Raw genomic sequence first — 24,890 nt, forward strand, 5'->3', positions numbered from 1 at the left:
GACCATCCCCGCGAGTGGTTGCCCCGGTTGCAAACGTTCCCTAACTGTTCGCGATGACCGTTGCTTCCTCCGATCCCACCGCTTCGCTGACCGATTATCCGTATCTGCGCACGCTGAACCCGGCGCAGCGGGAGGCGGTGCTGACCACCGACGGCCCGGTCCTGGTGCTCGCCGGTGCCGGGACGGGCAAGACGGCGGCGCTGACCGCGCGGCTGGCGCATCTGCTGTACACCCGCAAGGCCTGGCCCTCGGAAATCCTGTCGGTGACCTTCACCAACAAGGCCGCACGCGAAATGCGCGAGCGAGTCGGACGGCTGGTCGGCGATGCGGTGGAGGGGATGCCATGGCTGGGCACGTTCCACGCGATCGGTGCGAAGATGCTGCGGCGTCATGCCGAGCTGGTCGGGTTGCAGTCGAACTTCACCATCCTGGATATCGACGACCAGTTGCGCTTGCTGAAGCAGCTGATCGTCGCGGCCGACATCGACGAGAAGCGTTTTCCCGCACGCGCACTGGGCGGCCTGATCGACGAGTGGAAGAACAAGGGGCTGGTGCCCGGCGACATCGATGCGGCCGAGGCGGAGCGTTACGCTAACGGCCAGGGGGCCGAGCTGTATCGCCAGTATCAGGACCGGCTGCGCAGCGTGAACGCCTGCGACTTCGGCGATCTGCTGCTCCACATGCTCACCATCCTGAAGACGCATCGCGACGTCCTGGAGCATTATCAGCAGCGCTTCCGCTACATCATGGTCGACGAGTATCAGGATACCAACAGCGTCCAGTATCTCTGGCTGCGACTGCTGGCCCAGGCGCGCAAGAACATCGCCTGTGTCGGTGATGACGACCAGTCCATCTATTCATGGCGCGGTGCGCAGGTCGAGAATATCCTGCGTTTCGAGCGGGACTTCCCGGGTGCGAAGGTCATCCGGCTGGAACAGAATTACCGCTCGACCCCGCATATTCTGGGCGCTGCGTCGGGGGTCATCGCCCATAATGGCGGGCGGCTCGGCAAGACGCTGTGGACCGAGCTGGACGTCGGCGAGAAGGTCCGGGTGCTCGGCGTGTGGGACGGCCCGGAGGAAGCGCGGCGGGTCGGCGAGGAGATCGAGGGCGCGAAACGATCGGGCACCTCCTATGGCGACATCGCAATTCTGGTCCGTGCCTCGCACCAGACCCGCGAGTTCGAGGATCGCTTCATCGCGATCGGCCTGCCCTATCGGATCGTCGGTGGTTTCCGTTTCTACGAGCGCGCAGAAATTCGCGACGCGCTCGCCTATCTTCGCATCGTCAATCAGCCATCGGACGATCTGGCGTTCGAACGGATCGTCAATGTTCCCAAGCGCGGGTTGGGCGACAAGGCGCTGGCGAAGATCCATCAGCTCGCGCGGGCCGAAGGACTGCCGCTGACCATTGCGTCTGCGCGTATTCTCGACACCGACGAACTGACCCCGCAGGCTCGGCGGAGCTTGGGCAACCTGATCGGCGATATCGCCCGCTGGCGCGACATGGCGGGCGACCTGGCGCACCCCGAACTGGCGCGACAGTTGCTGGACGAGAGCGGCTACACCGCGATGTACCAGAATGAGAAGTCGGCAGAGGCGGCTGGCCGGCTGGAGAACCTGTCCGAACTCGTGCGCGCGATGGAGGATTACGAGTCGCTCGGCGCGTTCCTGGAGCATGTGTCGCTGGTCATGGACCGTGACGGCGACCAGCGGGAACCCGAGGTGACGATCATGACGATCCACGCCGCCAAGGGGTTGGAATTCGACACCGTCTTCCTCGCGGGCTGGGAGGAGGGGCTGTTCCCCTCGCAACGCGCAATCGACGAGGGCGGTACCCGCAGCCTGGAGGAGGAACGCCGCCTCGCCTATGTCGCGATTACCCGCGCCCGGCGAAAGGCGGTCATCCTGCATGCGGCCAACCGGCGGATCTACGGCCAGTGGACATCGAGCCTGCCGAGTCGCTTCGTCGGCGAATTGCCGCCCGAACATATCGACAGCGAGACCAGCATGACCGGCGGCGAGAGCCTGTGGCGCGCCAACTGGTCCGAACATGCCGATCCCTTCGCCAATGTCGGACGCGGCACGGGACGAGGGCCGGGCTGGCAGCGCGCGGCGACCGGGCAGAACAGCACCCCCGCCCGCCCTGCACGGATCGTGGAATCCCGTTCTTCCTCGGTCGGGATGGGGCAGAAGGGGCGTGACGACCTGACGGTCGGCGAGCGTGTGTTCCACCAGAAATTCGGTTACGGTGCGATCGCGGCGATCGAAGGCAACAAGCTGGAGATCGATTTCGAGCAGGCCGGGCGCAAGCGGGTAATGGACAGCTTCGTCACAAAGGGGTGACATGGATCTCGTTCAGGAACCATATTCTTTCGCAACCGTATCGCTCGCCTCCCCCGGCTGTCGGGGTATGAAGGGATAGGAACGATGGGCTTTCGTCGTCTGACCATCTTGGCGATCACCACCGCCGTCACGGCAACGGCCATTCCGGCGATGGCGCAGACCGCCGCGCAGGATGCGCGGTTCCGGGCGGCGCAGGCGCGCTTCGATCGGGAATATCAGATCTATCGGCAGGAAGTGGAGCTGTATCAGTCGGAGCGCAGCCAAGGCGACTATGACGATGGCGGCTATCGCCCCGCTCCGCCACCGCCCGGGTCTGGCCCCGGCGGTTACCGGGTCGCACCGCCGCGTCCGGCCGATGGCTATGACCGCAATGCCGAGCCTTATTACGATCCGGTCGGCGACTATCGCGACGGCTCGCAATATCGCGAGCGCGTGTTGCAACCGCAGGACCGGGTCTATGCGGGTACCGATGGGCGCTATTACTGCCGCCGCCCGGACGGCACGACGGGCCTGATTATCGGCGGTGCCGCCGGTGGCATCCTGGGAAATCTGGTCGGCGGACGCAGCAGCACCATCGCGACCCTGCTTGGTGCGGCTGGCGGTGCACTGGCCGGTCGATCCATCGAGCAGAACCAGAACCAGTTCCGCTGCCGATGACGAGGAAAACGGGCATCGCGTCTCTACCCTGAGCGCGGTGCCCGTTCTTTTGGGGGATCAGCCCGGCTCGACCATCATCAAGGCGGCACCCTGATACTTCTCGGTATCACGTTCGAACAGGGCGCTCGCCGCGAACCGCCGGGGCGTCAGGCGCAGGGCGCCAAGGCCAGCGAGCTTGAACGTGCCCATCTTCTCTTCGCGCGGCGGCTTGCCGTCCCGCTCGATCGTCGTCGCATCGACGTACAGTTCGTCGTGGCGCGTGTAGATCACATGGGGCGCGAGCACCACTTCGCCGCGATTATACAGGGCGGACACCGCCTGCATCTTGACGATCGCTTCGAAGATGATGGCGGGAGCGCCTGCCGCCGGTTCAGCCGGACGGCGCTCGGTCGTCGTCATATCGGTCATTCCCTGCATTTGCCGATCCTGTCGCAACGCAGCAAGAGCCTTATTGCCGCATAGGGCAAGAGAAAAAGCCGGGCGCGCGACACGCCCGGCTCCTTCCGCTATGGCTTGGGTGCGTCCATCAGCTTCTGGGCGAAATAAACCATCTGCTGGGCACTCAGACGCGCACCTTGCGCGATGTCGGCGTCCCCCGAATGGCCGCCCGCCGTATCCTCGTAAAAAAGATAGGGAATGCCATATTCGGACAGGCGTGCGGCGAACTTGCGCGCATGCTGCGGCCCGACCCGATCGTCCTTGGTCGTCGTCCAGATATAGGGCTCCGGGTAAGCTACGCCCTTGCGGATATTGGCATAGGGCGAAATCTTGCGCAGGAACGCGGCCTCCTCGGGCACGTCGATCGAGCCATATTCGTCCTTCCAGGAATCGCCCGCCGCGATCTTCTGGTATCGCACCATGTCGAGCAGCGGGACCTGGATCGTCACCGCTTTCCACAGTTCGGGGTGCTGGGTCAGCTCGACCCCCATCAACAGGCCGCCGTTCGACCCGCCATAGATGCCCAGCTTTTGCGGATTGGTGATCTTTCGCGTGAACAGGTCCTTCGCCACGGCGGCGAAATCGTCATAGATGATCTGCCGCTTGGTCTTGCGGCCCGCATCATGCCATTTCGGCCCGAACTCGCCGCCGCCCCGGATGTTGGCGAGCACGAACGCCCCGCCCCGCTCGGTCCAGATCTTGCCTGTCGAACCCAGATAATAGGGCAGCCGGGCGATCTCGAACCCGCCATAGGCGGTCATCAGCGTCGGCGTCGTCCCGTCGAGCTTCGCGCCCTTGGGCAGCACGACGAAATAGGGGATCTTGGTCCCGTCGGTCGAGACCGCCTCATATTGATGGACCGTCGTGCCCGCCGCATTGAAGCGGGCGGGCAGCGTCTTCAGCACCTGCGGCGCACCCGGACGGCTGGCGTCGAAGCGCGACAGGACGGTCGGGGTGGTGAAGCCTGAGGTCGACAGATAGACGATGTCGGAACGATCGCTGGTGCTGACCACATCGACCGCCATATTGTCCGGCACCTGCACCGCGCTCGCCGACCAGCCATTGGCGCTCGGAGCAAAGACGCTCGCCCGGCCGCGGACATTGTCGATATAGGTGACGACGACGCGGTCCTTGGTGGTCGAAACGCCCTCCACCGCCTGTCGATTGGTCGGCGTGAACAGCGCGCGCGGCGTGATCTGGCCCGCCTCCAATTCCGACAGCGGCGCCCACACGACCGATCCCGCCGGATGCTGGCCCCAGGCGTCGCTCGTCTGGAAGATCACCCGGCCATCGACCAGCCCGGCCGGAAAGGCGCGCGCAGGCATGGCGATCGGCTTGGCGCCGCCCTTGGGCGTCCAGAACAGCTTGGTGCCACCGAAGAATGTCTGCCGCCGCTCAATCACGACGGCGCGGTTACCCTTCGCATCGGTCAGCACGCTGGCATAGGTGCCCAGCTCATCGGTCGGCGCGCCCCGGAAAATCTCGGTCGCCTGGTCGAGCGGCTGGCCCCTCTTCACCATCTTCACGACGAAGGGGTAGCTGGACTTGGTGAGCGTCCCTTGGCCCCAGTCGCGGCTGACCAGCAGCGTATCCTTGTCGAGCCAGGCCGCGCCCTGCTTCGAGGTAGAGAGGCGGAAGCCGTTCGGCACGAATTGCCCGGTTTGAAGATCGAACTCACGATATTCGATTGCGTCCTCGCCACCCTCCGACAGCGCGATCAGGCATAGCCGGTCCTCGGGACTGAGGCAGGTCAGCCCCTTCCAGACCCACTTCTTGCCCTCCGCCTTGCTCAGCGCATCGAGGTCGAGCAGCGTGGTCCATTTCGGACTGGCGGAGGCATAGTCGGCCTCGGTCGTCCAGCGCCACAGGCCCTGCGGATGATCGGCGTCTCGCCAGAAATTGACGATCCGGCCGTAAAGCTGGCCCGGCATCGGAATGCGGTCCTTGGCCGACGCGATGGCCAGCGCTTCGGAATAGAAGGCCTGGTAGCGCGGATCGTTCTGGAGGCGCGGCAGGGTCTTGGCATTCTCCGCCTCAACCCAGCCGAGCGCCTTGGGACCTTCCTTGTCCTCCAGCCAGATATAGGGATCATTCTCGGTCATCGGAGCGGTCTGCGCCATCGCGCTCCCCGCCACAAGCTGTCCGGCCAGCATCGTGCCTGCCAGCAATCCACGCCATCCCCGCATTCCGCCACGCTCCGTCTCAATCGCGAATAGGTGGAATGTGACTTCATCACGTAGCGCTGGCAATGCATGGACGCCGCTTTATTGCGGCCATGATCGGCCCCATCCGAAGTCGATGGAATCGCTTGTCTTCGATGGTCTGCTGTCGTCGGAGATACGGAACGGCCGTCCCTCCGACCCGTTCAGGCTGCGTGTGATCGCCCCCAAAAGCAGGAGCAGACGATGCCTTATGTGAAGACCCGCGACGGGACCGACATTTACGTCAAGGACTGGGGCGAGGGTCGTCCCGTTGTCCTGCTCCACGGATGGCCGTTGTCGGCCGATATGTGGGATCCGCAGATGATGGCTCTGGCCGAGGCGGGCTTCCGCGCCATCGCCTATGATCGGCGCGGTTTTGGACGGTCGGGCCAGCCGTGGTCTGGCTATGACTATGATACGCTGTCCGACGATCTGGCGGATGTGCTGGAAGCGACCGGCGCCCAGGATGCGGCGATCATCGGCTTTTCCATGGGCGGCGGAGAGGTCGCCCGCTATATGAGCCGCCATGACGGCAAGAGCGTGATCGCCGCCGGGCTAATCGCCTCGGTCGTGCCCTATATGCTCAAGACCGACGACAATCCTCATGGCACCGACCAGTCGGTCTTCGACCAGATCGGCCAGGGACTGCGCGACGACCGCGCCAACTTCCTGCGCCATACCTTCTTCAAGCAGTTCTTCGGCGTGGGCTTTATCAGCAGCCCGGTCAGCGACGACATGCTCGACTGGGCAACCAGCGTAGCGATGCAGGCAGGGCTCAAGCCCACGCTCGCTTGCGCCGAGGCTTTCAGCCAGACCGACTTCCGCCCCGACCTATCCGCGTTCCGCGTCCCGACGTTGATCGTCCATGGAACCGGCGATCAGACCGTGCCGATCGACGCGGCGGGCCGCGCGGCGGCCGCGGGCATCGCGCATTCGCAGCTGGTCGAATATGACGGCGCGCCGCATGGGCTGAACGTCACGCATGGCGATCGCCTGACCAGCGACCTGCTGACCTTCCTGGGTCGATGACACGAAAAGGGCGGCCTCGCGGGGCCGCCCTTCTTCATTTCAGCGGGACGATGACCTCGTCCGGGTGGGCGACGTTGAGTTCCTTGCGGACCATCTCGTCGACCATGTCCGGGTTGGCATGATCCGGATCGAGCAGCGCCACCCGGTTCTTCAGCACCGTCCGCCGCTTGTCGAGCGCGGCATAGTCATGCTCACGCTTTACCAACTGACGCTGATACTCGCCATAGGCGAGCAGGCCGTTGCGCCCCAGCACCGCATAGGCACCGAAAAACGCAACGATCGTCAGGCCAAGGGCGGGCAAAGCGGCCCGCCGCATGGTTCGGATGAAAGGCGACGGTTTCTTGGTCACAGCGGCCATAATCGTACCGACGCCCTTCGATTTCAAGCGCGGATGAGAATATCGCGACCGGCATAACGCGCCGAGTCGCCCAGCTCTTCCTCGATGCGGATCAGCTGATTGTACTTGGCGAGCCGATCCGAGCGCGCGAGGCTGCCCGTCTTGATCTGACCGCAGTTGGTCGCGACCGCCAGATCGGCGATCGTCGCGTCCTCGGTCTCGCCCGAGCGGTGCGACATGACGGCGGTATAGCGCGAACGCTGCGCCAGCGACACGGCCTCCAGCGTCTCGGTCAGCGTGCCGATCTGGTTGACCTTGACCAGCAGCGAGTTGGCATAGCCGCCCTCGATGCCCTTCTTCAGGCGCTTCGGATTGGTGACGAACAGATCGTCGCCGACCAGCTGCACCTTGTCGCCGATCATGTCGGTCAGCGCCTTCCAGCCTTCCCAATCGTCCTCGGCCATACCGTCCTCGATCGACAGGATGGGGTACTGGCGGGTCAGGTTGGCGAGATATTCGGCCATCTCATGGCTCGACAGGATCTTGCCCTCGCCCGAGATATTATACTTGCCGTCCTTGAAGAACTCGGTGGCGGCGCAGTCGAGCGCGATCATCACGTCGTCGCCCGGCTTGTACCCAGCCTTCTCGACCGAGGCCATGATGAAGTCGAGCGCTTCGTTGGTCGAGGCGATGTTGGGGGCGAAACCGCCCTCGTCGCCCACGCCGGTCGCCAGGCCCTTCTCGTGCAGCGCCTTCTTCAGCGTATGGAAGATCTCCGAACCGCAACGGACGGCTTCCATGATGTTCGCCGCGCCGACCGGCATAATCATGAATTCCTGGAAATCGATCGGATTGTCGGCATGCTCGCCGCCATTGATGATGTTCATCATCGGCACCGGCAGCAGATGCGCCGACACGCCCCCGACATACTTATAGAGCGGCAGGCCACGCGCTTCGGCTGCGGCCTTGGCGGCCGCCAGGCTGACGCCCAGGATCGCATTCGCGCCCAGACGGCCCTTGTTCTCGGTGCCGTCCAGCTCGATCATCGTGCGGTCGAGATCGGCCTGGTCCTCGGCATCCATGCCCAGGATCGCGTCGGTGATCTCGTCATTGACCGCCTCGACGGCCGCCTCGACGCCCTTGCCCATCCAGCGGCTCTTGTCGCCGTCGCGCTTCTCCACCGCCTCATGCGCGCCGGTCGACGCGCCCGAGGGCACGGCGGCGCGGCCGAAGCTGCCGTCTTCGAGCAGCACGTCGACTTCGACGGTGGGATTACCCCGGCTGTCCAGGATTTGACGCGCGTGGATGTCGATGATTGCGGTCACGTAACGATGCTCCTACATCAGCCTTGAAGGTCTCGGCGCGGCTCTACCCTGTGACCATGCGAAGGGCAATTGCGCTAAAAGCATGGAACCGTGCTTCCGGTGCCGGGGTTAAGAGGCAAACCGCCCGCTCGTCCGGGCCGAAACGAAAGGGTTTTTCGATGGCTGACAACGACAGCACATTTCCCGCCACAGACAACGCGACGCCCGGCTTCGGCGCAAATATCGCGGTGGCCCCGGAAGTCGCCGCCCCGAACGCCCCGATCGGAGCGGATGCCGACATCTCCAAGGCCAAGGCCGGGTTGGCCGATGCCAAGCAGCAGGTGAAGGACGGCGCCACCAAGTTCCAGCAGCAGGCGGTCGACAAGATCCAGTCGCTGGCCGGGGACGGCAAGGCCAAGGCCGGCTCGGCGCTCGATCAGGTTGCGCAGCTGCTGAACGATGCGGCCGGACAGGTCGATGAGAAGCTGGGCAGCCAGTACGGCCAATATGCCCGCTCGGCGGCCGACACCGTGACCTCGCTCTCCGGCGCGATCAAGGACAAGGATGTCGAGGAACTGCTCGATGACGCCCGTGCATTCGTCACGAAGAGCCCCGCGGTGGCGATAGGCGTTGCGGCGGCCGTTGGCTTCGCGCTGGCGCGGGTCATTCAGTCGGGGATCGATACCCGCCAGTCGGCCGACACTTCCGCGTGACGCGCGTCGTCGAAACCCTGCGCACGGCGGCCACGCCGGAGCCGGAGACGCTGACTTCGCTGGTATCGCAACTCGTCGACGATGGGCGCTCGTTCATTACTGCTGAGATCGATTTGGTGAAGGCACGGGCGACGGACAAGATAGGTCGCTATCGCAGCGCGGCGGTCTTTTTTGGAATCGCCGCGGTGTTGGGTCTGTCGGCGCTCATTGCTCTGCTCGTCGGTCTGATCTTCGCGCTTGCCCCGGCAACCGGGCCATTCGCTGCGACCCTGATCGTCGTCGGCGTGGTGGTCATCATCGCGGGCATTTTGGCGATGATGGGCAAGTCTCGTTTGTCGGGAGGTGGCGCATGACCGTCGCAGAGGCCGAAATCCGTGCGGCCGAGGCACGCGAGCGGCTGAACCATACCGCATCGCGTATCCAGGCCAAGCTCGAGCCGCAGGCACTGGCAGCACATGCGCGCGAGGCGAGCGTGACCGCTGCCAAATGCGGGCTTGAGTCCGCCAAGAGCAATCCCGGTGCGGTCGCTGGCGGCGTTGCCGTGCTCGGCCTGCTTCTCAACCGTCGGCGGATCGCCCGCCTATTCAAGCGCAAACGCTGATTTGGCTCGCGGGGGTGATCCCCTCGCGGCATTGCCCAGAAGGATGTTCGCAATGACCACCGAAACCCACCAGGATCAGCAGACCGCCCTTCGCGAGAAGATCGATCACACCCGCGAAACCGCGTCGCAGGCCTATCACGATGCGAAGGACAAGGCCGCCTCGGCGCTTCACATGTCGAAGGACAAGGCTGGCGAACTGGCGCAAAAGACTGCCCGTACGATTGAAAGCAATCCGCTCGGCATTCTGGTCGGCGGTCTGGTCGTCGGCGTGATCGTCGGCGCGCTGATCCCCCGGTCGGCGCGCGAGAAGGAGCTTCTCACGCCGCTCGGCAAAAAGCTCGGTGAGACGATCCGCCAGGCAACCCAGGCTGCACGCGAAACCGGCCTGCGCGAACTGGAAGATGCGGGCCTGACCAAGGACGCCGCCAAGGACCGTGCGAAGTCGTTGTTCGACGATGTCGTGAAGGCTGCCAGCAACGCCGGTTCGGCCGCTGCCAAGGCCGCGACGAACAAGACGACCGTTTAAAAAGCGCCCCGTTTGACTGGGCTTCCGGCGCCCCGCGATCTCATATCGATCGCGGGGCGCTTCTTTTGGCGAACGTGTCCCGGCAATGGCTTGCGGGTGGAGCACAGGCTTTCTACCACAAACACCTTATCGCTCTCACCGGGATATCCGCTTGCGCTCTTCCTCCCTCGCCGTCGTCCTTGCCGCTCTCGCCCTGAGCGCCCCCGTCCCAGCTCTGGCCCAGGCCACCCCCGTCGCGGCACCCCAGCCCGGCGAAGGCAAGGAGGATGCCCGGCTGAAGGCGCTGTTCCACGAGAGCGACGAAGCGAGCCTTGCGCGCAATCCGATCAACGGCATTTTCCGCGGTGACATGCGCCGCGCCGATAAGATCGGCGACTTCTTTTCCGACGCCTACATCGCCGCGGAACGGGCGGCAGCCGAGAAGGACCTGAAGCAGCTAGGCCAGATCGACCGTGCCAAGCTGACCCCGACCAATCAGGTCGCCTATGACGTCTTCAAGCAGCAGACGGAGACGACGCTGAAGGGGTTCGACCCGGCCATCGTCGCGCTGACGATCGTACGGCCGATGGACCATTTTTATGGCATCCAGACCTTCTACCCCGAATTCGCCTCGGGCCAGGGCGCGGCACCGTTCAACACGGTGGCGGATTATGAGAACAATCTGAAGCGCAATTTCGAATATGCGCATCTGCTGGACGAGGCGATCACTCGCTTTCGCCAGGGCATGGCAAGCGGCATCGTCCAGCCCAAGCTGGTCGTGCGCAACATGATCGCGCAGTTCGACAATCTGCTTGCCGTGCCGGTCGAGAAATCGACTTTCTATGGCCCGGTACAGAATTTCCCGGCGGCCATCCCGGCGGCAGAGCAGGCGCGCCTGAAGGCCGCCTATGCCGCGCAGATCCGCGACGTGATCGTGCCCGCCGAGCAGCGGATGCGGACCTTCCTGGCCGACACCTATCTGCCGGTGGCGCGCGACACGGTCGGGCTTTCGGGGATGCCGGGAGGTGACAAGCTCTATGCCTATCTGATCGAGCAGAACACCACCCTCCCCCTCAAGGCGGAGGATGTGCACCAGCTCGGCCTATCGGAGGTCGCTCGTATCCTTAAGGCGATGGAGGTCCAGAAGCTGGCCGTCGGCTTCAAGGGGACCTTGGCAGAGTTCTTCACCTTCCTGCGCACTGACCCGCGTTTCGCCCCCAAGAGCGCGGCGCAGCTTCGCGAAGGCTATGAGGCGATCGGCCGCCGCGTCGATGCGCGCATCCGCGAGCAATTTTCGTTGATCCCCAAGACCGCGCTCGAAATCCGCCCGGTCCCGGCGTTCAAGGAAAAGACCGATGCCGGCGGCTCCTATCAGGGCGGCACGCCCGACGGCTCACGCCCAGGGGTGTTCTACTACAACACATACGACCTCCCCTCGCGCTATATGTGGGAGATGGAGACGCTGTATCTGCATGAAGCGGTGCCCGGGCATCACTTCCAGATCAGTCTCGCCCAGGAAAACACCGCCCTGCCCGCCTTCATGCGCTTCGGCGGCAACACTGCCTATGCCGAAGGCTGGGCGCTCTATGCCGAGACGTTGTGGCCGGAACTGGGCATGGAAACCGATCCGTATCAGCGCATGGGCGGCCTGAACGACGAGATGCTGCGCGCGATGCGACTCGTCGTCGACACCGGCATCCACGCCAAGGGTTGGACGCGCGATCAGGCGATCGACTATATGCTCGCCAACTCACCCATGGCACGCACCGATGCGACGGCAGAGGTGGAGCGCTACATCGCCATTCCGGGCCAGGCGCTGGCCTATAAGATCGGCCAGCTGACGATCAGCCGGTTGAAGGCGCAGGCGAAGGCCGAGCTGGGCGCGAAGTTCGATCCCCGCCGCTTTCATGCCGAGGTGCTCGATACCGGCGCGCTGCCAATGCCGGTGCTCGAAAAGAAGATCGCGGACTGGATCGCGGCCGAAAAGCGCCGCTGATCGGAGCAAGCGCCACGTCAGGGGACGTGGCGCTTCTCCAGTTTCCGCGCCAGCGTCCGGCGGTGCATGCCCAGCCGCCGCGCGGTTTCCGAAATGTTGAAGTTGGTTTCGGCCAGCGTCTCGTTGATCCGTTCCCACTCCAGCGTCTTGATCGAGCTGGGACGATCGGTGATCGCCGTCGTCGCGTCGCCGCTAGCCTTGTGGAAGGCCGCCTCGATATCGTCGGTGTTGGACGGCTTGGCGAGGTAATGGCACGCGCCCAGCTTGATCGCTTCGACCGCCGTCGCGATGCTGGCAAAGCCGGTCAGAACGACGATCAGCATGGCGGGATCGTGCGCGTGCAGCGTCTGCACACAGGCCAGGCCCGACGCCTGCCCAAGTTTAAGGTCGACCACCGCATAGCGTGGCGAGACCTCGGCCAGCACCTCCCGCAGCGTATCGGGGTTGCCCGCCACCCAGACCCTGTAGTCGCGCCGCTCGAACGAGCGTTGCAGGGTGCGCGCGAAGGTCTCGTCATCCTCGACGATCACCAATGAGCGTTCGTCGTCCATGTCTACTCCCGATCCGATACGCCGATCATACTTAAAGGTAGGGTGAGCGTGACGACCGCGCCACCCTCTTCCCGGTTTGCCGCCTCGACCCGGCCGCCGAGTTTGCGCACCACACTGGAAACCAGGAACAGGCCGACGCCATGGCCTTCGCCCTTGGTCGATTGCTGCGGCCTGCCCACCTGCAACAGCGTGGCGGGGGTAAATCCCGGGCCACGATCGGTGACGCGTACCGCCACCGCGCCGCCTTCCCGCGCAACGGTCAGGCCAACCCAGCCGGGCGAGGCTTCGGCGGCATTGTCGAGGACGTTCCACACCGCCTGCTTGATCGCAGGGTCGGAGACGATCGCGGCATCATCATCGGTTCGCTGATAATCGAGCGTGACCTGCCCGTGGCTGCGCCGCCATTCCTCGACGATGGCGTCGATGAAGCGGCCGACCTCCGACAGCTCGGCCGCCTCACCGCGCGGCTCGCCAGCGGATTGCAGGATGCGCGTCACGATCGCCTTGCACCGCTGAACTTCGGCCTGCATCTCCGCGATCTCGCCCATCAACTCGGCGTCGTCGCGCAGCTTGGGCACGCGCCGCCAATCGCTCAGGATCACCGACAGGCTGGCCAGCGGTGTGCCAAGTTCATGCGCCGCGCCCGAGGCGAGCAGGCCCATACGGACGATATGCTCCTCCTCCGACGCCTGCTGGCGCAGGTCCGCCAGCCGCGCGGCGCTGCGACGCATATTGTGGCTGATCCGGGTGACGAACAGGATCAGCAGCCCTGTGACCAGCGCGAAGCCCAGCCAGTTGCCCAGCGTGTGCAGTCCGGCAATGTCTCCGAACAGCCATGGCGGAAAGGCGAGCGGTCGGTGGTGGAGCGACAGCAAACCGAAACACAGCCCGGTAATCCCCGCCAACGCCCAGGCCGACCATGTCTCCAGCAGCACCGCACCCAGCACGACCTGGATCAGATAGAGCGAGATGAACGGGTTGGTCGCCCCGCCCGCTAGAAACAGCTGAAGCGTCAGCGTGCCGACGTCGAACATCAGTGCGAAGAGCAGTTCGGTGTTCGTGATCCGGTGGAAGCGCAGCCGGAAATGGCTCAGCAGGTTGATCGCCGCGGCCATCACCAGCACGCCCATCATCGCGGGCACCGGCAGTTGAACGCCCATGACCCGATTGACGAACAGGATGGTCACCAGCTGCCCCGCCACCGCCATCCAGCGCAAATGGATCAGCTGGCGCATATTGGCGGTGCCCGCAGCCGCGTCGGGCTCGCGCGGGCGCATGATGAAAGGCAGGAAGGGCGGATCGCCCGGTGTCACTCGCGGCCCCGCCGCCACAGAATGACGATGCCGACCAGCGTCAGTATCGCGAGAGCGAACCAGGTGAGCGCATAGGAGAGGTGGCTGTTTCGGAACGCCACGATCGTCAGACCGCCGACCGGATAACCGCCGGGATTGGGCGTCGCATCGGCGTCTATGAAATACGGGGCGACCGGGCCCAGCCGCTTGGCCTTCGCGATCGCCGCGACGTCGCGCGAATACCAGCGATCGGCGACCGGATCGTTCGAACGGAGGAAAGCGCCGCCCGGCGCCGTAGAGCGAACCAGGCCCGTGACGCGCACGGGGCCATCCGGGCGGCTATGATCGGTGCGCTTTTCGGTGGGTACGAAGCCGCGATTGACCAGCACGCTAAAGCGGGGAGCGATTAGCGGCGTCAGCACCCAGAATCCCGGCCCGCGCTCGGTCACCGCCTGAACGAACGTTTCGCGGTCGTTGCGAAACCGCCCCTCGATCGTCACGCGGGTATAGGCGTCGGACTGGTCGGCTGTTGGCGGCGCTGCGACGGGTGGGGCATGGAGCCGCGCATCCACCGTCGCGATCAGGTTCAACTTCCAGCTACGGCGCTGCAACTGCCACACGCCGAGCGAGAGAAACGCTGCGATCAGCGCCACGCCGATCGCAGTCAGGATCGCCAGCGTCAGTGGCGAGCGGCCGGGCCGCGCGCCGCTCACGCCAGCGTCCGCCATTACATGCCGCCGCCCATCTGGGCGGCCATGTCCGGCATCATGTTGGTGTTCATGTGATACATGACCCAGATCGATCCGCTCAGCGTGATGACGACCAGCACCGCCGTAAACACCAGCGCCATCATCGTCCAGCCACCTTCCGACTTGGTGTTCATGTGGAGGAAGTAGATCATGTGGACGACGATCTGGACAAAGGCCAAGCCCATGATGACCAGCGCGGTCGTCTGGGTATCGCCCAGCGCGCCCGTCATGACCGCCCAGAACGGGATGGCCGTCAGGATCACCGACAGCACGAAGCCGATCATGTAGCCCTTCAGCGAGCCATGGCCGCCATGGGAGTCGCCATGCGCATGATGCTCATGGCCGTGGTCGTTATGACCGTGGGGAGGATGAGCGCTCAACGGAGAACTCCCAGCAGATAGACAAAGGTGAAGACGCCGATCCAGACGACGTCCAGGAAGTGCCAGAACATCGACAGGCACATCAGGCGACGCTTGTTCGCCTCGATCAGGCCGAAGCGGCCGACCTGCACCATCAGCGTGACCAGCCAGATCGAACCGAAGGTGACGTGAAGGCCGTGCGTGCCGACCAGCGTGAAGAAGGACGACAGGAAGGCCGAACGCTGCGGCCCCGCACCCTCATGGATGAGGTTGGCGAATTCGTAGAGCTCGATCGACAGGAAGGCGAGACCGAACAACCCGGTAATGCCCAGCCAGATCAGCGTATTCGACTTCTGGTTCTTCTCCATCGCGATCATGGCGAAGCCATAGGTGATCGACGACAGCAACAGCATCGAGGTGTTGAGCGCGACCAGCGGGAGCTCGAAGATCTCCCGCGGGGTCGGCCCTCCCGCATAGCTGGTACCCAGCACGCCGTAAGTGGCGAACAGGATGGCGAAGATGAGGCAGTCGCTCATCAGGTACATCCAGAAGCCGATGGCCGTCGAGCCACCGCCTTCGTGATGATGATCCTCGTCCTCGACCAGATAATAGGTCGGGTTTTTGGCCGGATCGGCGCTCAGAACGTCGGTCGACATGGATCAGGCTCCCTGCCCGAGCAGACGGCGCCGCTCGCTTTCCGTAGCCACGACTTCCTCCACGGGGATGTAGAAATCGCGGTCATAGTTGAACGTGTGCCAGATGGCGACGACGACGACACCCAGCAGCGCGATCGCAGCCAACCACCACATATACCAGATCATGCCGAAGCCGAAGGCGGTCGACAGACCGGCGATGATGACGCCGGTGCCCGTGTTCTTGGGCATGTGGATCGGGCGGTAACCCTCGGTCGGCGCCTGTGCCTTCTTGTCCTTCATGTCGTACCAGGCATCCAGCTCATGGATGACGGGCGTGAACGCGAAGTTATAGTCCGGCGGCGGCGACGAGGTCGCCCATTCCAACGTACGGCCGTCCCAGGGATCGCCCGTCACGTCGCGCAGCTCTTCCTTCTTCCAGATCGACACGCCGATCTGAACCAGGAAGGCCCCGATGCCGCCCGCGATCATCAGCGCACCCAGCAGGGCGACGATGAAGTAGATTTGCAGCGACGGATCGTCGAAGTGATGGAGGCGCCGCGTCACGCCCATCAGGCCCATGATGTAGAGCGGGGTGAAGGCGACCCAGAAACCGATGACCCACAGCCAGAACGACACCTTGCCCCAGAACTGGTTGAGCTTGAACCCGAAGGCCTTGGGCCACCAGTAGTTGATCGCGGCAAAGGCGCCGAACAGCACACCGCCGATGATGACGTTGTGGAAGTGGGCGATCAGGAACAGCGAATTGTGCAGCACGAAGTCGGCGGGCGGAACGGCCAGCAGAACGCCGGTCATGCCACCGATCGAGAAGGTCAGCATGAACGCGATGGTCCACATCATCGGCAGCTCGAACCGGATGCGCCCCTTGTACATGGTGAACAGCCAGTTGAAGATCTTCGCACCCGTCGGGATCGAGATCACCATGGTGGTGATGCCGAAGAACGAGTTGACGCTGGCGCCCGAACCCATGGTGAAGAAGTGGTGCAGCCACACCAGGTACGACAGGATCGTGATAACGATCGTGGCGTAGACCATCGAGGTATAGCCGAACAGACGCTTGCCCGAGAAGGTCGAGGTCACTTCCGAGAACACGCCGAACAGCGGCAGGATGAGGATGTAGACCTCCGGGTGACCCCAGATCCAGATCAGGTTCACGTACATCATCGGATTGCCGCCGAGATTGTTCGTGAAGAAGTTGGTGCCGACATAACGGTCGAGCGACAGCAGGACGAGCGTGGCGGTGAGCACGGGGAAGCTGGCGACGATCAGGACGTTCGCGCACAGCGAGGTCCAGCAGAACACCGGCAGCTTCATCATGGTCATGCCCGGCGCGCGCATCTTGATGATGGTCGCGATCAGGTTGATACCCGACAAGGTCGTGCCGACACCGGCCACCTGCAATGCCCAGATATAATAGTCGACACCGACATCGGGACTGAAGTCCAGCTCCGACAGCGGCGGGAAGGCCAGCCAGCCGGTGCGTGCGAACTCGCCGATGAACAGCGACGCCATGACCAGCACCACACCGCCCGCGGTCATCCAGAAGCTCAGATTGTTGAGATACGGGAAGGACACGTCGCGCGCGCCGATCTGGAGCGGGACGACATAGTTCATCAGGCCGGTGATGATCGGCATCGCCACGAAGAAGATCATGATGACGCCGTGGGCGGTGAACACCTGGTCGTAGTGGTGCGAGTTCAGGAAGCCCTGATTATCGCCGAACGCGATCGCCTGCTGCCCGCGCATCATCAGCGCGTCGGCAAAGCCGCGCAGCAGCATCACGATGCCCAGCACCATGTACATGATGCCGATGCGCTTATGATCGACGGTGGTGAACCACTCTTTCCAGAGATAGCCCCAGAGCTTGAACTTGGTGATGAGCGCCAGCACCGCGATCCCGCCGACCGCGACACCCAGGAAGGTGCCGACGACGATGGGCTCGTGGATCGGTAGCGACTCGATCGATAGCCGTCCGAAGATGGTCTTTATGATGTTGTCCATGATGGCGTGCCTCAGCCGCGACCCACACCGGCATGACCAAGGGTCTGCGGGCCGGGGATCTGCGGGATGGAAAGGAAGGACATGCGGCGGTTCTTCATCTCACCGGGTTCCTGCACGCCGTTGGACGGCGTGGGCTCCAGGCTCTGATGCGGCGAGACCTCGATCTCGGAGGGCGACTTTTCCAGCGCGCCCTTGGTCCGCTCACCGTGCATCGGGCCGGTGTTGTTGACGGGCGGATTGCCCTCGCCGACCTTCATCTTGTGCGGGTCGCCGCCCCCGGTCATACGGTCGTGCATCATCACGTCCGACATGCAGGGCGTGTTGTCCGCAACGCAGCGGTTGACGACACGGTCGAACAGGCCGCCCTGAACCCCGTTGAAATACATGGCGGGCACATATTCGCTGGGCTTTTCGACGGTCAGGAACGCGGCCCGGGTCAGCTGACCCTTGCCCTTGCCCTGACCGGCCTGCGACGTGCGGACCTTTTCAACCCATTGGTCGAAGCCGTTCGACTGAAGCGCGAAGACGGGGAAATGCATGCCCGAGAAGCCCGCGCCGCTATAATGCGACGACAGCCCCTTGAACGTGCCCTCGCGGTTCAGGACCGCGTGTAGCTTCGTCTCCATGCCGGGCATGGTGTAGATCATGCCCGCCATCGCCGGGATATAGAAGGCGTTCATCACCGAGGTGCCGGTCAGGCGGAACTCGACCGGACGGTCAACCGGCAGGGCCAGTTCGTTGACCGTGGCGATGCCCTGTTCGGGATAGATGAACAGCCACTTCCAGTCGAGCGCAACGACCTGAACCTCCAGCGGCTTGACGTTGGAGGCGATCGGCTGCCCCGGTGCGGTGCGCTCGATCGGGCGATACGGGTCGAGCAGATGGGTGCTGGTCCACGTCACCGCGCCGAGGCAGATGATGATGAGCAGCGGCGCCGACCAGATCACCAGCTCCAGCATGGTGGAGTGGTCGAACTCCGGGTCATACTCGGCTTCCGTATTGCTCTTGCGATAGCGCCACGCGAAGAGCACCGTCAGCGCCATCACCGGGATGATGATGAGCAGCATCAGGGCCGTCGCGATCAGCACCAGATCGCGTTGCTGCACGGCGACGTCACCGGCAGGGTTGAGCACGACCGCGTCGCATCCCCCCAGCATGGCCAGGAGGGGCAAGGCGGCCCAGCGAAGAGGGCGCAGGCGCGCAAGGCTCGACGAATGAGACATATAGGATGGGCCGCTACGCCTTTGCTGCACCTGCGCACATTGGACAGTTTGTCCAATCCCCGTCCCGATCGGAAAGGCGCATAGGCGCAGCAGAATGGTGGTCATGCGCGGTCATTTTGCACCGCAACTGATCCGCTTCGATAACTTGGAAGAAGTCAGGACTGGCAGCTGATGAGCGCAGAGTTAACCGCATCGACCTCGACGCCCCTTGAGCGGGACGCGCGGCTGGTCAATGCCCGCGATCCGCACCATGTCGCACCGGGCGACATCGCCATCGGCGTCATCATCGGACGCACGTCGGAGTTCTTCGATTTCTTCGTGTACGCCATCGCCTCGGTGCTGGTGTTCCCGTCGCTGATCTTTCCGTATGTCGATGCGCTGACGGGTACGCTCTACTCCTTCGCGCTGTTCTCGCTGGCGTTCATCGCGCGGCCGATCGGCACCTTCATTTTCATGGCGGTCGACCGGAACCTGGGTCGCGGCGTCAAGCTGACCATCGCGCTCTTCCTGCTCGGTGGGTCGACCATGGCGATCGCCTTCCTGCCCGGCTATGCGCAGATCGGCCACTCGGCCGCCGTGCTGCTCGGCATCTTCCGCATCATGCAGGGTCTGGCGCTGGGCGGGGCCTGGGACGGCCTGCCCTCGCTGCTGTCGCTCAACGCGCCGGAGCGTCGTCGCGGATGGTATGCCATGATCCCGCAGCTGGGCGCGCCGCTCGGCCTGCTGGTGGCCAATGGCCTGTTTGCGTTCTTCCTTACGACGCTGAGCAATGCCGACTTCCTTGACTGGGGCTGGCGCTATCCGTTCTTCGTGGCCTTCGCGATCAATGTGGTGGCTCTGTTCGCCCGTCTGCGCATCGTCGCCACGCCGGAATTCCAGCGCCTGTTCGAGACGCGCGAGCTTCAGCCCGCGCCGGTCGGCGAGACGCTAAGCACCGAAGGCCGCACCGTGCTGCTGGGCGCGTTCGCCCCGCTCGCCAGCTTCGCGATGTTCCACATCGTCACCGTGTTCCCGCTGTCCTGGGTCGTGCTGTTCAACAAGGAACGCCCGCAGGACTTCATGATGATCGAGATCATCGGCAGCATCGTCGGGGTGTTTGCGATCCTCGCCTCGGGCAAGATCGCCGACCGGGTGGGTCGCCGCACCCTGCTGGGCGCCTCGGCTGCCGCGATCGCGGCCTATGCCGGTTTCGCGCCGCAGCTGCTCAGCCAGGGCGGCATGGGTGAGACGATCTACATCGTGCTGGGCTTCCTGTTGCTTGGGCTGGGCTTTGGCCAGTCGTCGGGCGCGATCAATTCGGGCTTCTCGCCGCTGCGTCGCTATACCGGCGCAGCCATCACGTCGGACCTTGCCTGGCTGATCGGCGCGGGCTTCGCGCCGCTGGCCGCATTGCTGCTGTCGAGCCATTTCGGCCTGATTTCGGTCGGCGCCTATCTGCTGTCGGGCGCGGTCGCCACGCTGGCGGCGCTGGGCATCAACAAGGAACTCGCCAAGCGCGCGTCCTAATCCGACCAGCCTGACTTTCTCGAAACGGCCGATGGGGCGACCCGTCGGCCGTTTTGCTTTCGTACAGGCGGCTCCCCATATTCCATTCCGGACAAGGACTTGGGAACCGGGATTGGATAGCGAATGAGCAAGGGTCTTTTGCGCGCGACGGGTATCGCGACCGCCTTGATGGGCATCGGACTGACGGCGGGCGTGGCGGATGCTCGGGTTCCGGCGGGAACCTGGGCAAACCCGTCCAACACGGTGCAGGTCCGATTTGCGCCGTGTGGACGCGGGGCGGACGCGCAATTGATGTGCGGCACCGTCGTTTGGGCGAGTGAGCAGGCGAAGGCCGATGCGGCGCGTGGCGGCTCGCCGCGCCTGATCGGCACGCAGCTCTTCAGCGACTTCGAGGAGGAAGAGCCGGGTCGCTGGTCGGGCACCGTCTACGTCCCCGATATAGGCCGTGAGGTACAGGGCACGATCACCCAGATCGACGCCCGCACCCTGGTCGGCGAAGGGTGCCTGTTCGGCAGCCTGGGCTGCCGCGAACAACGCTGGCGCCGGGTCAAATAAGCGGGACTCCAGGGAACCCAAGCCCGTTTGCGGCGTCCCCGACGCAGCAACTCTTGGGAAGGAACGCCATGGCGGAAGAATCGCTGACGGTCGTAAGCGGTACGGTCGAGGACAATGTCTCGGATCGGCAGGTCGAGTTTGTCGGGGAGCTGGACGGCGAGGAATATCAGTTCGCGGTCCAGTATGATCTGCTCGAAGCGCTGAGCGGCGACGTGCCGGAGGGCGATGCCGTCGAGCTGTTCGAGCGCTATTCCGACGATATTCTGGACGCCGCGCTGACTGCTCTTGGGCGTGAAATGGAGCAGTCGCTGGTCGTCGTCAGCGAGAACGACCTGGACTGAACCATCCGGTTCGGCTTGCTGGGATATCATCACGAGCCAAATCTGAGCCCCTCCCCTGCAAGGGAGGGGCATTTACAACTCCTCGCCCGCCAGGGTGCAAGCGGCCTGGATGACGGCCAGATGCGTCAGGCCTTGCGGCATATTACCGAGGTAATGGCCCGTCTTGGGATCGATCATTTCCGCATAAAGCCCGGCCCCCCGGCTATCCAAGGCATCGACTGCCCGATCGAACGCCGCTCGTGCCGCTTCCTCCTGGCCCAGAATGGCCCGCGCCTCGATCATCCAGAAGGTACAGGCGAGGAAGCAGCCTTCTTCCTTGTGAACGCCCGAATAGCGGTAGTGGAACGCACCCGCTGCCAGTTCCTCGTCGAGCGCGTCGAGCGTACGCGCAAGTCGATCCTGTCCGTCGAATCGGAACCGAACCGCCAACGCCAGACTGGCGTCAAGCGCATCCGTGTCGGGATGCATCAGATAGGCGCCGCGCTTTTCGGACCAGCAATACTCCCCGATCCACGCCTCGATCCGATCGCGCTCGCGGGCCCAGCGGTCGCGGCAGGTCGTCGGGATTTGCCCCTCGTCGGCAAGCTCCACCGCGCGCGCCAGCGCCTGCCAGCAGCTGATCTTGGACATGGTGTAATGCCGCTCCTCCGGCAATTCCCAGATGCCCGCGTCGGGTTGCCGCCAACGGTCGGCACAGGCATCCGCTAGATGCGACAGCGTCTCCGCGCTGGAGGTGTCGAGGAAATTGCCGCACGCGACGAAGCGACTCGCGGTCTCGAAAATGTCGCCATAAATCCCGTGCTGGTGTTGACCTCCGGCGAGATTGCCGACCCGCACCGGCTTGGAATGGCGATAGCCGCTGACGGCGATCTCGCTTTCCGACGGAACGGGCTGGCCACTCAGCGTATAGCAGACCTGGGGGTCGCCTTCGCCCAGTCGCTTCAGCAGCCAGGTAAACGCGGCTTTTGCCTCGCCATGCGCGCCGATGCGCAGGAACGCCTTGATGGTATAGCCCGCGTCGCGAACCCAGGCGTAGCGATAATCGTAATTTTTCTCCCCCCCGATCCCTTCGGGCAGCGAGGTCGTGGCCGCGGCCGTGATCGCGCCGGTGGGTGAATAGAGCAGCAGCTTCAACGCGAGCGCGTTTCGCAGGATACGCTCCCGGTGCAGGTCAGGCACCTTCAAGCCTTGCGTCCATTGGCGCCATTCGAAATCGGACAGGTCGATCCGGTCGTCGATCTGCTCGATATCCTGACAGACCAGCGGCTCGTCCTCGCCCGCGATGATCGCGATCCGGGCACGATCACCCGGCCCCACCGCCGCCGTGCCGGTGACGAGGCCGTCTTCGACCATATCGATCGTCACGCCGCCGCAGTGTCGGAAGACCCCCAGCACCCGGTCGACATGAAAGACATTATGCCCACCAGCAGGCGCGAAATAGGGACTGACCGTATCGGCCCGGCGGCTGAAGCGCAGGGTGATGGCGAAGCGGACGAAACCGTCCAACCCCTCGACGCGGCGTGCCAGTTCGGCCCAGGGCAGCCGTCCCGCCGGGCCGCTGTTGAGCGACTCCACCAGTTTCGCACGACCGCTCGCCGTGACGAAGATCGTCTCCAATACATTGCTGTCGGGGCGATAGCGGCGCTCGACCGTGAAGGGCTCGACCGGGGTGATCGAGAAGGTCCCACCGCGTTCCCCATCCAGCAGCCGGTCGAACAGCGGCGCGGAATCCATGTTGGGCACGCACCACCAGTCGATCGCCCCGTCGGCACCGCTGAGCGCGACGCTCCGGCCATCGCCCAGCGCGGCGTAGTTTTCGAGGTCCAGGAAACCGTCTGCGTCGCGAAGCGGGTCGGCATGCTGATCGGGTAAGGTCACGCGGGCATGGCTCCACTGATGCAGGTTAGGCGCATGAAAACTCGCCAGAACCATTTAATCTCCGTGGGACCTTCCCCGAATTGGCGCGTTGCAGCAGCCGTTACGAGATTTGGCGTCAAGAAATTTGGGAGAACGACCATGAGCCTGGCATCGGCATTTGGCTTCGGCACGAAGAAGGTTCGCTATGCGGTCGTGGGCGCGGGTGACATCACCCAGTCGGCGATGCTGCCCGGCATCAAGCACACCGGCAATTCCGAACTGACCGCGATCGTCACCGGCGATGCGGAAAAGGGCAAATTGCTCGCCGAGAAATACGGCGTCGAGCACGTCTATTCCTACGACGAGTTCGACAAGCTGCTGACCGCCGGGGTCTGCGACGCGATCTACCTCGGCACGCCCAACTGGCGCCATGCCGAGTTCGCCATCCCGGCACTGGACGCTGGCATCCATGTCCTGTGTGAAAAGCCACTGGAGATTTCGAGCGAAAAGGCCCGCGAAATCCAGGACGCCGAGCGGCGTTCCAAGGCGAAGCTGATGACGGCCTATCGCCTGCACTTCGAGCCGGGCACGCTTGATGCCATCGAAAAAATTCGCAACGGCGAACTGGGCGAGCTGGTCGGCTTCACCTCGTGTTTCGGGCAGAAGCTCGATCCCGACAATCATCGGGCGAAGCACGGCCTGGAGGCGGGGCCGCTCTTTGATATGGCCCCCTACCCCATCAACGCCATCCGTTATCTGTTCGGCGCCGAGCCGGTCGCGGTCGAAAGCGCGGTTGCCACGCGCCAGCCTAGCGCTGGCCTGGGCGACCTGGACGATACGTTCGCCGTGGTGCTGCGCATGCCGGGTGACAAACTGGCCAGCTTTACGGTCAGCTATGCCATGAACAACATCGACAGCCTGATCGTCGCGGGCATGAAGGGCTCGATCCACATGAACCCGGCCTATGGCTTCCAGTCGGGGATCGAACAGAATCTGACGATCGGCGACAAGCAGAGCCATGAGAAATTCAAGCACACCGACCAGTTCGGCGGCGAAATGCGGTATTTCTCCGACTGCATCCTGAACGACCGCGATCCCGAGCCGGATGCCGAGGAAGGCCTGTCCGACCTGCGCGTCATTGAGGGTATCGTGACCGCGCTCAAGACCGGCGGCCGTGTCGAATTGCCGCCCTTCACCCGCACCCGCCGGATCGATCCCGCAAGCCAGCGCCAGACCCTGTCGGCCGTCACCCCACCGGAGCAGGTGAAGGCGAAGTCGCCAACCGGAGATTGATCCGCATCAACGCGATTTTCGGGGAGCGTTATACGTGATCCAATCGTTACGCTCGCGATAACAGATTGGGTGTCACGATAGGGAGGTGACGGTGGACGACCGGGAAACACAGCTTCGGCAACGCGCTTATGGCATCTGGCAGTCGGAAGGCGAGCCACATGGGCGTGATCGCGACCATTGGGAACGCGCCGAGCGAGAGTTGGCCGAGGCTGCCCCGGAAGAAGGCGTCACCCCCGCCAAACCGACCGCACGACGGAAAAAGCCCGACACCGCGCCTCAGACGATCGCGGCAGAACCAAAGCCCAAGGCTCCTCGAAAGCCCCGAGCCAAGACCGCATGACCTTAGCTCGGTGGCATCGCAGTCGCGGATCGCTACCGGGCCGT

25 protein-coding genes are annotated in these 24,890 nt (G+C 64.1%); 13 read left to right on the forward strand and 12 right to left on the reverse strand.

The window, feature by feature from the left end; all coding sequences use genetic code 11:
• The first annotated feature begins 53 nt into the window (after nucleotides 1-53).
• Nucleotides 54-2,345 carry an ATP-dependent helicase gene (locus AC1GI4_RS02105; RefSeq protein ID WP_479628362.1) on the forward strand — a complete coding sequence of 764 codons (2,292 nt, stop codon included), beginning with the start codon at nucleotides 54-56 and terminating at the stop codon, nucleotides 2,343-2,345.
• An 84-nt stretch (nucleotides 2,346-2,429) separates the two neighbouring features.
• Nucleotides 2,430-3,002, forward strand: coding sequence for a glycine zipper 2TM domain-containing protein (locus AC1GI4_RS02110; protein WP_479628363.1), 573 nt, complete (start codon nucleotides 2,430-2,432; stop codon nucleotides 3,000-3,002).
• 57 nt (nucleotides 3,003-3,059) lie between these two features.
• Here AC1GI4_RS02110 and AC1GI4_RS02115 read toward each other — a convergent pair whose 3' ends face one another.
• Both AC1GI4_RS02115 and AC1GI4_RS02120 read right to left on the reverse strand, forming a co-directional pair.
• The gene (locus AC1GI4_RS02115; RefSeq protein WP_479628364.1) at nucleotides 3,060-3,419 is read right to left on the reverse strand and encodes a hypothetical protein; all 360 of its coding nucleotides are present in this window, start codon (nucleotides 3,417-3,419) and stop codon (nucleotides 3,060-3,062) included.
• 89 nt (nucleotides 3,420-3,508) lie between these two features.
• Nucleotides 3,509-5,626 (reverse strand): prolyl oligopeptidase family serine peptidase, encoded by a 2,118-nt coding sequence (locus AC1GI4_RS02120; protein WP_479628365.1) that lies wholly within the window; start codon nucleotides 5,624-5,626, stop codon nucleotides 3,509-3,511.
• A gap of 219 nt (nucleotides 5,627-5,845) precedes the next feature.
• On the opposite strand from AC1GI4_RS02120, the gene AC1GI4_RS02125 reads away from it, so the two are divergent.
• Complete coding sequence (locus AC1GI4_RS02125; RefSeq protein ID WP_479628366.1) at nucleotides 5,846-6,670, forward strand: alpha/beta fold hydrolase; 825 nt, start codon at nucleotides 5,846-5,848, stop codon at nucleotides 6,668-6,670.
• Nucleotides 6,671-6,704: 34 nt separating this feature from the next.
• Here AC1GI4_RS02125 and AC1GI4_RS02130 read toward each other — a convergent pair whose 3' ends face one another.
• Complete coding sequence (locus tag AC1GI4_RS02130) at nucleotides 6,705-6,986, reverse strand: FtsB family cell division protein (protein WP_089413591.1); 282 nt, start codon at nucleotides 6,984-6,986, stop codon at nucleotides 6,705-6,707.
• A gap of 65 nt (nucleotides 6,987-7,051) precedes the next feature.
• Nucleotides 7,052-8,332, reverse strand: coding sequence for a phosphopyruvate hydratase (gene eno, locus AC1GI4_RS02135; protein WP_058750979.1), 1,281 nt, complete (start codon nucleotides 8,330-8,332; stop codon nucleotides 7,052-7,054).
• Between the two features lie 158 nt (nucleotides 8,333-8,490).
• On the opposite strand from eno, the gene AC1GI4_RS02140 reads away from it, so the two are divergent.
• The 5 genes from AC1GI4_RS02140 to AC1GI4_RS02160 all read left to right on the forward strand — a co-directional run bounded on the left by AC1GI4_RS02140 (nucleotide 8,491) and on the right by AC1GI4_RS02160 (nucleotide 12,126).
• Nucleotides 8,491-9,024, forward strand: coding sequence for a hypothetical protein (locus AC1GI4_RS02140; protein ID WP_294273750.1), 534 nt, complete (start codon nucleotides 8,491-8,493; stop codon nucleotides 9,022-9,024).
• On the forward strand, nucleotides 9,021-9,377 hold the full coding sequence (locus tag AC1GI4_RS02145; protein ID WP_479628367.1) for a phage holin family protein: 357 nt from the start codon (nucleotides 9,021-9,023) through the stop codon (nucleotides 9,375-9,377). The genes AC1GI4_RS02140 and AC1GI4_RS02145 overlap by 4 nt, the downstream gene beginning before the upstream one ends.
• Nucleotides 9,374-9,625: a DUF3618 domain-containing protein gene (locus tag AC1GI4_RS02150; RefSeq protein ID WP_479628368.1), complete on the forward strand. Its 252-nt coding sequence runs from the start codon at nucleotides 9,374-9,376 to the stop codon at nucleotides 9,623-9,625. The genes AC1GI4_RS02145 and AC1GI4_RS02150 overlap by 4 nt, the downstream gene beginning before the upstream one ends.
• Before the next feature lie 52 nt (nucleotides 9,626-9,677).
• A complete protein-coding gene (locus tag AC1GI4_RS02155; protein ID WP_479628369.1) occupies nucleotides 9,678-10,151 on the forward strand; it encodes a hypothetical protein in 474 nt (157 codons plus the stop codon).
• Nucleotides 10,152-10,236: 85 nt separating this feature from the next.
• Entirely contained in the window at nucleotides 10,237-12,126 is a 1,890-nt protein-coding gene (locus AC1GI4_RS02160) for a DUF885 domain-containing protein (RefSeq protein WP_479628370.1), read from the forward strand.
• Nucleotides 12,127-12,143: 17 nt separating this feature from the next.
• Here the strand turns inward: AC1GI4_RS02160 and AC1GI4_RS02165 are convergent, their stop codons facing one another.
• From AC1GI4_RS02165 to cyoA, 7 genes are read right to left on the reverse strand one after another with little or no spacing between them, the layout of a single operon-like run.
• Nucleotides 12,144-12,677 (reverse strand): response regulator transcription factor, encoded by a 534-nt coding sequence (locus AC1GI4_RS02165; RefSeq protein WP_479628371.1) that lies wholly within the window; start codon nucleotides 12,675-12,677, stop codon nucleotides 12,144-12,146.
• 2 nt (nucleotides 12,678-12,679) lie between these two features.
• On the reverse strand, nucleotides 12,680-13,954 hold the full coding sequence (locus tag AC1GI4_RS02170) for an ATP-binding protein (protein ID WP_294273761.1): 1,275 nt from the start codon (nucleotides 13,952-13,954) through the stop codon (nucleotides 12,680-12,682).
• Between the two features lie 32 nt (nucleotides 13,955-13,986).
• Nucleotides 13,987-14,697 carry an SURF1 family protein gene (locus AC1GI4_RS02175; protein ID WP_479628372.1) on the reverse strand — a complete coding sequence of 237 codons (711 nt, stop codon included), beginning with the start codon at nucleotides 14,695-14,697 and terminating at the stop codon, nucleotides 13,987-13,989.
• Nucleotides 14,697-15,098 (reverse strand): cytochrome o ubiquinol oxidase subunit IV, encoded by a 402-nt coding sequence (cyoD, locus tag AC1GI4_RS02180; RefSeq protein WP_433910619.1) that lies wholly within the window; start codon nucleotides 15,096-15,098, stop codon nucleotides 14,697-14,699. The genes AC1GI4_RS02175 and cyoD overlap by 1 nt, the downstream gene beginning before the upstream one ends.
• The gene (cyoC, locus tag AC1GI4_RS02185; protein WP_058715635.1) at nucleotides 15,095-15,733 is read right to left on the reverse strand and encodes a cytochrome o ubiquinol oxidase subunit III; all 639 of its coding nucleotides are present in this window, start codon (nucleotides 15,731-15,733) and stop codon (nucleotides 15,095-15,097) included. Before cyoC ends, cyoD begins: the two co-directional genes overlap by 4 nt.
• Nucleotides 15,734-15,736: 3 nt before the next feature.
• Nucleotides 15,737-17,731 carry a cytochrome o ubiquinol oxidase subunit I gene (cyoB, locus tag AC1GI4_RS02190; protein ID WP_433910620.1) on the reverse strand — a complete coding sequence of 665 codons (1,995 nt, stop codon included), beginning with the start codon at nucleotides 17,729-17,731 and terminating at the stop codon, nucleotides 15,737-15,739.
• Nucleotides 17,732-17,742: 11 nt separating this feature from the next.
• Nucleotides 17,743-18,954, reverse strand: coding sequence for a ubiquinol oxidase subunit II (gene cyoA, locus AC1GI4_RS02195; RefSeq protein ID WP_479628373.1), 1,212 nt, complete (start codon nucleotides 18,952-18,954; stop codon nucleotides 17,743-17,745).
• A 171-nt stretch (nucleotides 18,955-19,125) separates the two neighbouring features.
• Between cyoA and AC1GI4_RS02200 the strand changes: the two genes are divergently transcribed.
• The 3 genes from AC1GI4_RS02200 to AC1GI4_RS02210 all read left to right on the forward strand — a co-directional run bounded on the left by AC1GI4_RS02200 (nucleotide 19,126) and on the right by AC1GI4_RS02210 (nucleotide 21,356).
• Entirely contained in the window at nucleotides 19,126-20,460 is a 1,335-nt protein-coding gene (locus tag AC1GI4_RS02200) for an MFS transporter (protein WP_294273770.1), read from the forward strand.
• 123 nt (nucleotides 20,461-20,583) lie between these two features.
• Complete coding sequence (locus AC1GI4_RS02205) at nucleotides 20,584-21,015, forward strand: DUF2147 domain-containing protein (protein ID WP_479628374.1); 432 nt, start codon at nucleotides 20,584-20,586, stop codon at nucleotides 21,013-21,015.
• 68 nt (nucleotides 21,016-21,083) lie between these two features.
• Nucleotides 21,084-21,356 carry a DUF1488 family protein gene (locus AC1GI4_RS02210; RefSeq protein ID WP_479628375.1) on the forward strand — a complete coding sequence of 91 codons (273 nt, stop codon included), beginning with the start codon at nucleotides 21,084-21,086 and terminating at the stop codon, nucleotides 21,354-21,356.
• Between the two features lie 72 nt (nucleotides 21,357-21,428).
• Here the strand turns inward: AC1GI4_RS02210 and AC1GI4_RS02215 are convergent, their stop codons facing one another.
• Complete coding sequence (locus AC1GI4_RS02215) at nucleotides 21,429-23,288, reverse strand: glycoside hydrolase family 15 protein (RefSeq protein ID WP_479628376.1); 1,860 nt, start codon at nucleotides 23,286-23,288, stop codon at nucleotides 21,429-21,431.
• A gap of 84 nt (nucleotides 23,289-23,372) precedes the next feature.
• Here AC1GI4_RS02215 and AC1GI4_RS02220 point away from each other — a divergent pair, with 84 nt between their 5' ends.
• A complete protein-coding gene (locus tag AC1GI4_RS02220) occupies nucleotides 23,373-24,506 on the forward strand; it encodes a Gfo/Idh/MocA family protein (RefSeq protein WP_479628377.1) in 1,134 nt (377 codons plus the stop codon).
• A gap of 91 nt (nucleotides 24,507-24,597) precedes the next feature.
• A complete protein-coding gene (locus AC1GI4_RS02225; protein WP_479628378.1) occupies nucleotides 24,598-24,846 on the forward strand; it encodes a DUF2934 domain-containing protein in 249 nt (82 codons plus the stop codon).
• The last annotated feature ends 44 nt before the right edge of the window (nucleotides 24,847-24,890 follow it).

The sequence above is a fragment of the Sphingomonas sp. 77B genome (assembly GCF_056497825.1).

What these genes read in the sequence shown, in the direction of transcription:
- AC1GI4_RS02105 (WP_479628362.1), top strand. Translation starts at nt 54, where the DNA reads ATGACCGTTGCTTCCTCCGATCCCACCGCTTCGCTGACCGATTATCCG.
- AC1GI4_RS02110 (WP_479628363.1), top strand. Translation starts at nt 2,430, where the DNA reads ATGGGCTTTCGTCGTCTGACCATCTTGGCGATCACCACCGCCGTCACG.
- AC1GI4_RS02115 (WP_479628364.1), bottom strand. Translation starts at nt 3,419, where the DNA reads ATGCAGGGAATGACCGATATGACGACGACCGAGCGCCGTCCGGCTGAA.
- AC1GI4_RS02120 (WP_479628365.1), bottom strand. Translation starts at nt 5,626, where the DNA reads ATGCGGGGATGGCGTGGATTGCTGGCAGGCACGATGCTGGCCGGACAG.
- AC1GI4_RS02125 (WP_479628366.1), top strand. Translation starts at nt 5,846, where the DNA reads ATGCCTTATGTGAAGACCCGCGACGGGACCGACATTTACGTCAAGGAC.
- AC1GI4_RS02130 (WP_089413591.1), bottom strand. Translation starts at nt 6,986, where the DNA reads ATGCGGCGGGCCGCTTTGCCCGCCCTTGGCCTGACGATCGTTGCGTTT.
- AC1GI4_RS02140 (WP_294273750.1), top strand. Translation starts at nt 8,491, where the DNA reads ATGGCTGACAACGACAGCACATTTCCCGCCACAGACAACGCGACGCCC.
- AC1GI4_RS02150 (WP_479628368.1), top strand. Translation starts at nt 9,374, where the DNA reads ATGACCGTCGCAGAGGCCGAAATCCGTGCGGCCGAGGCACGCGAGCGG.
- AC1GI4_RS02155 (WP_479628369.1), top strand. Translation starts at nt 9,678, where the DNA reads ATGACCACCGAAACCCACCAGGATCAGCAGACCGCCCTTCGCGAGAAG.
- AC1GI4_RS02160 (WP_479628370.1), top strand. Translation starts at nt 10,237, where the DNA reads ATGGCTTGCGGGTGGAGCACAGGCTTTCTACCACAAACACCTTATCGC.
- AC1GI4_RS02165 (WP_479628371.1), bottom strand. Translation starts at nt 12,677, where the DNA reads ATGGACGACGAACGCTCATTGGTGATCGTCGAGGATGACGAGACCTTC.
- AC1GI4_RS02170 (WP_294273761.1), bottom strand. Translation starts at nt 13,954, where the DNA reads ATGCGCCCGCGCGAGCCCGACGCGGCTGCGGGCACCGCCAATATGCGC.
- AC1GI4_RS02175 (WP_479628372.1), bottom strand. Translation starts at nt 14,697, where the DNA reads ATGGCGGACGCTGGCGTGAGCGGCGCGCGGCCCGGCCGCTCGCCACTG.
- cyoC (WP_058715635.1), bottom strand. Translation starts at nt 15,733, where the DNA reads ATGTCGACCGACGTTCTGAGCGCCGATCCGGCCAAAAACCCGACCTAT.
- cyoB (WP_433910620.1), bottom strand. Translation starts at nt 17,731, where the DNA reads ATGGACAACATCATAAAGACCATCTTCGGACGGCTATCGATCGAGTCG.
- cyoA (WP_479628373.1), bottom strand. Translation starts at nt 18,954, where the DNA reads ATGTCTCATTCGTCGAGCCTTGCGCGCCTGCGCCCTCTTCGCTGGGCC.
- AC1GI4_RS02200 (WP_294273770.1), top strand. Translation starts at nt 19,126, where the DNA reads ATGAGCGCAGAGTTAACCGCATCGACCTCGACGCCCCTTGAGCGGGAC.
- AC1GI4_RS02205 (WP_479628374.1), top strand. Translation starts at nt 20,584, where the DNA reads ATGAGCAAGGGTCTTTTGCGCGCGACGGGTATCGCGACCGCCTTGATG.
- AC1GI4_RS02210 (WP_479628375.1), top strand. Translation starts at nt 21,084, where the DNA reads ATGGCGGAAGAATCGCTGACGGTCGTAAGCGGTACGGTCGAGGACAAT.
- AC1GI4_RS02215 (WP_479628376.1), bottom strand. Translation starts at nt 23,288, where the DNA reads ATGGTTCTGGCGAGTTTTCATGCGCCTAACCTGCATCAGTGGAGCCAT.
- AC1GI4_RS02220 (WP_479628377.1), top strand. Translation starts at nt 23,373, where the DNA reads ATGAGCCTGGCATCGGCATTTGGCTTCGGCACGAAGAAGGTTCGCTAT.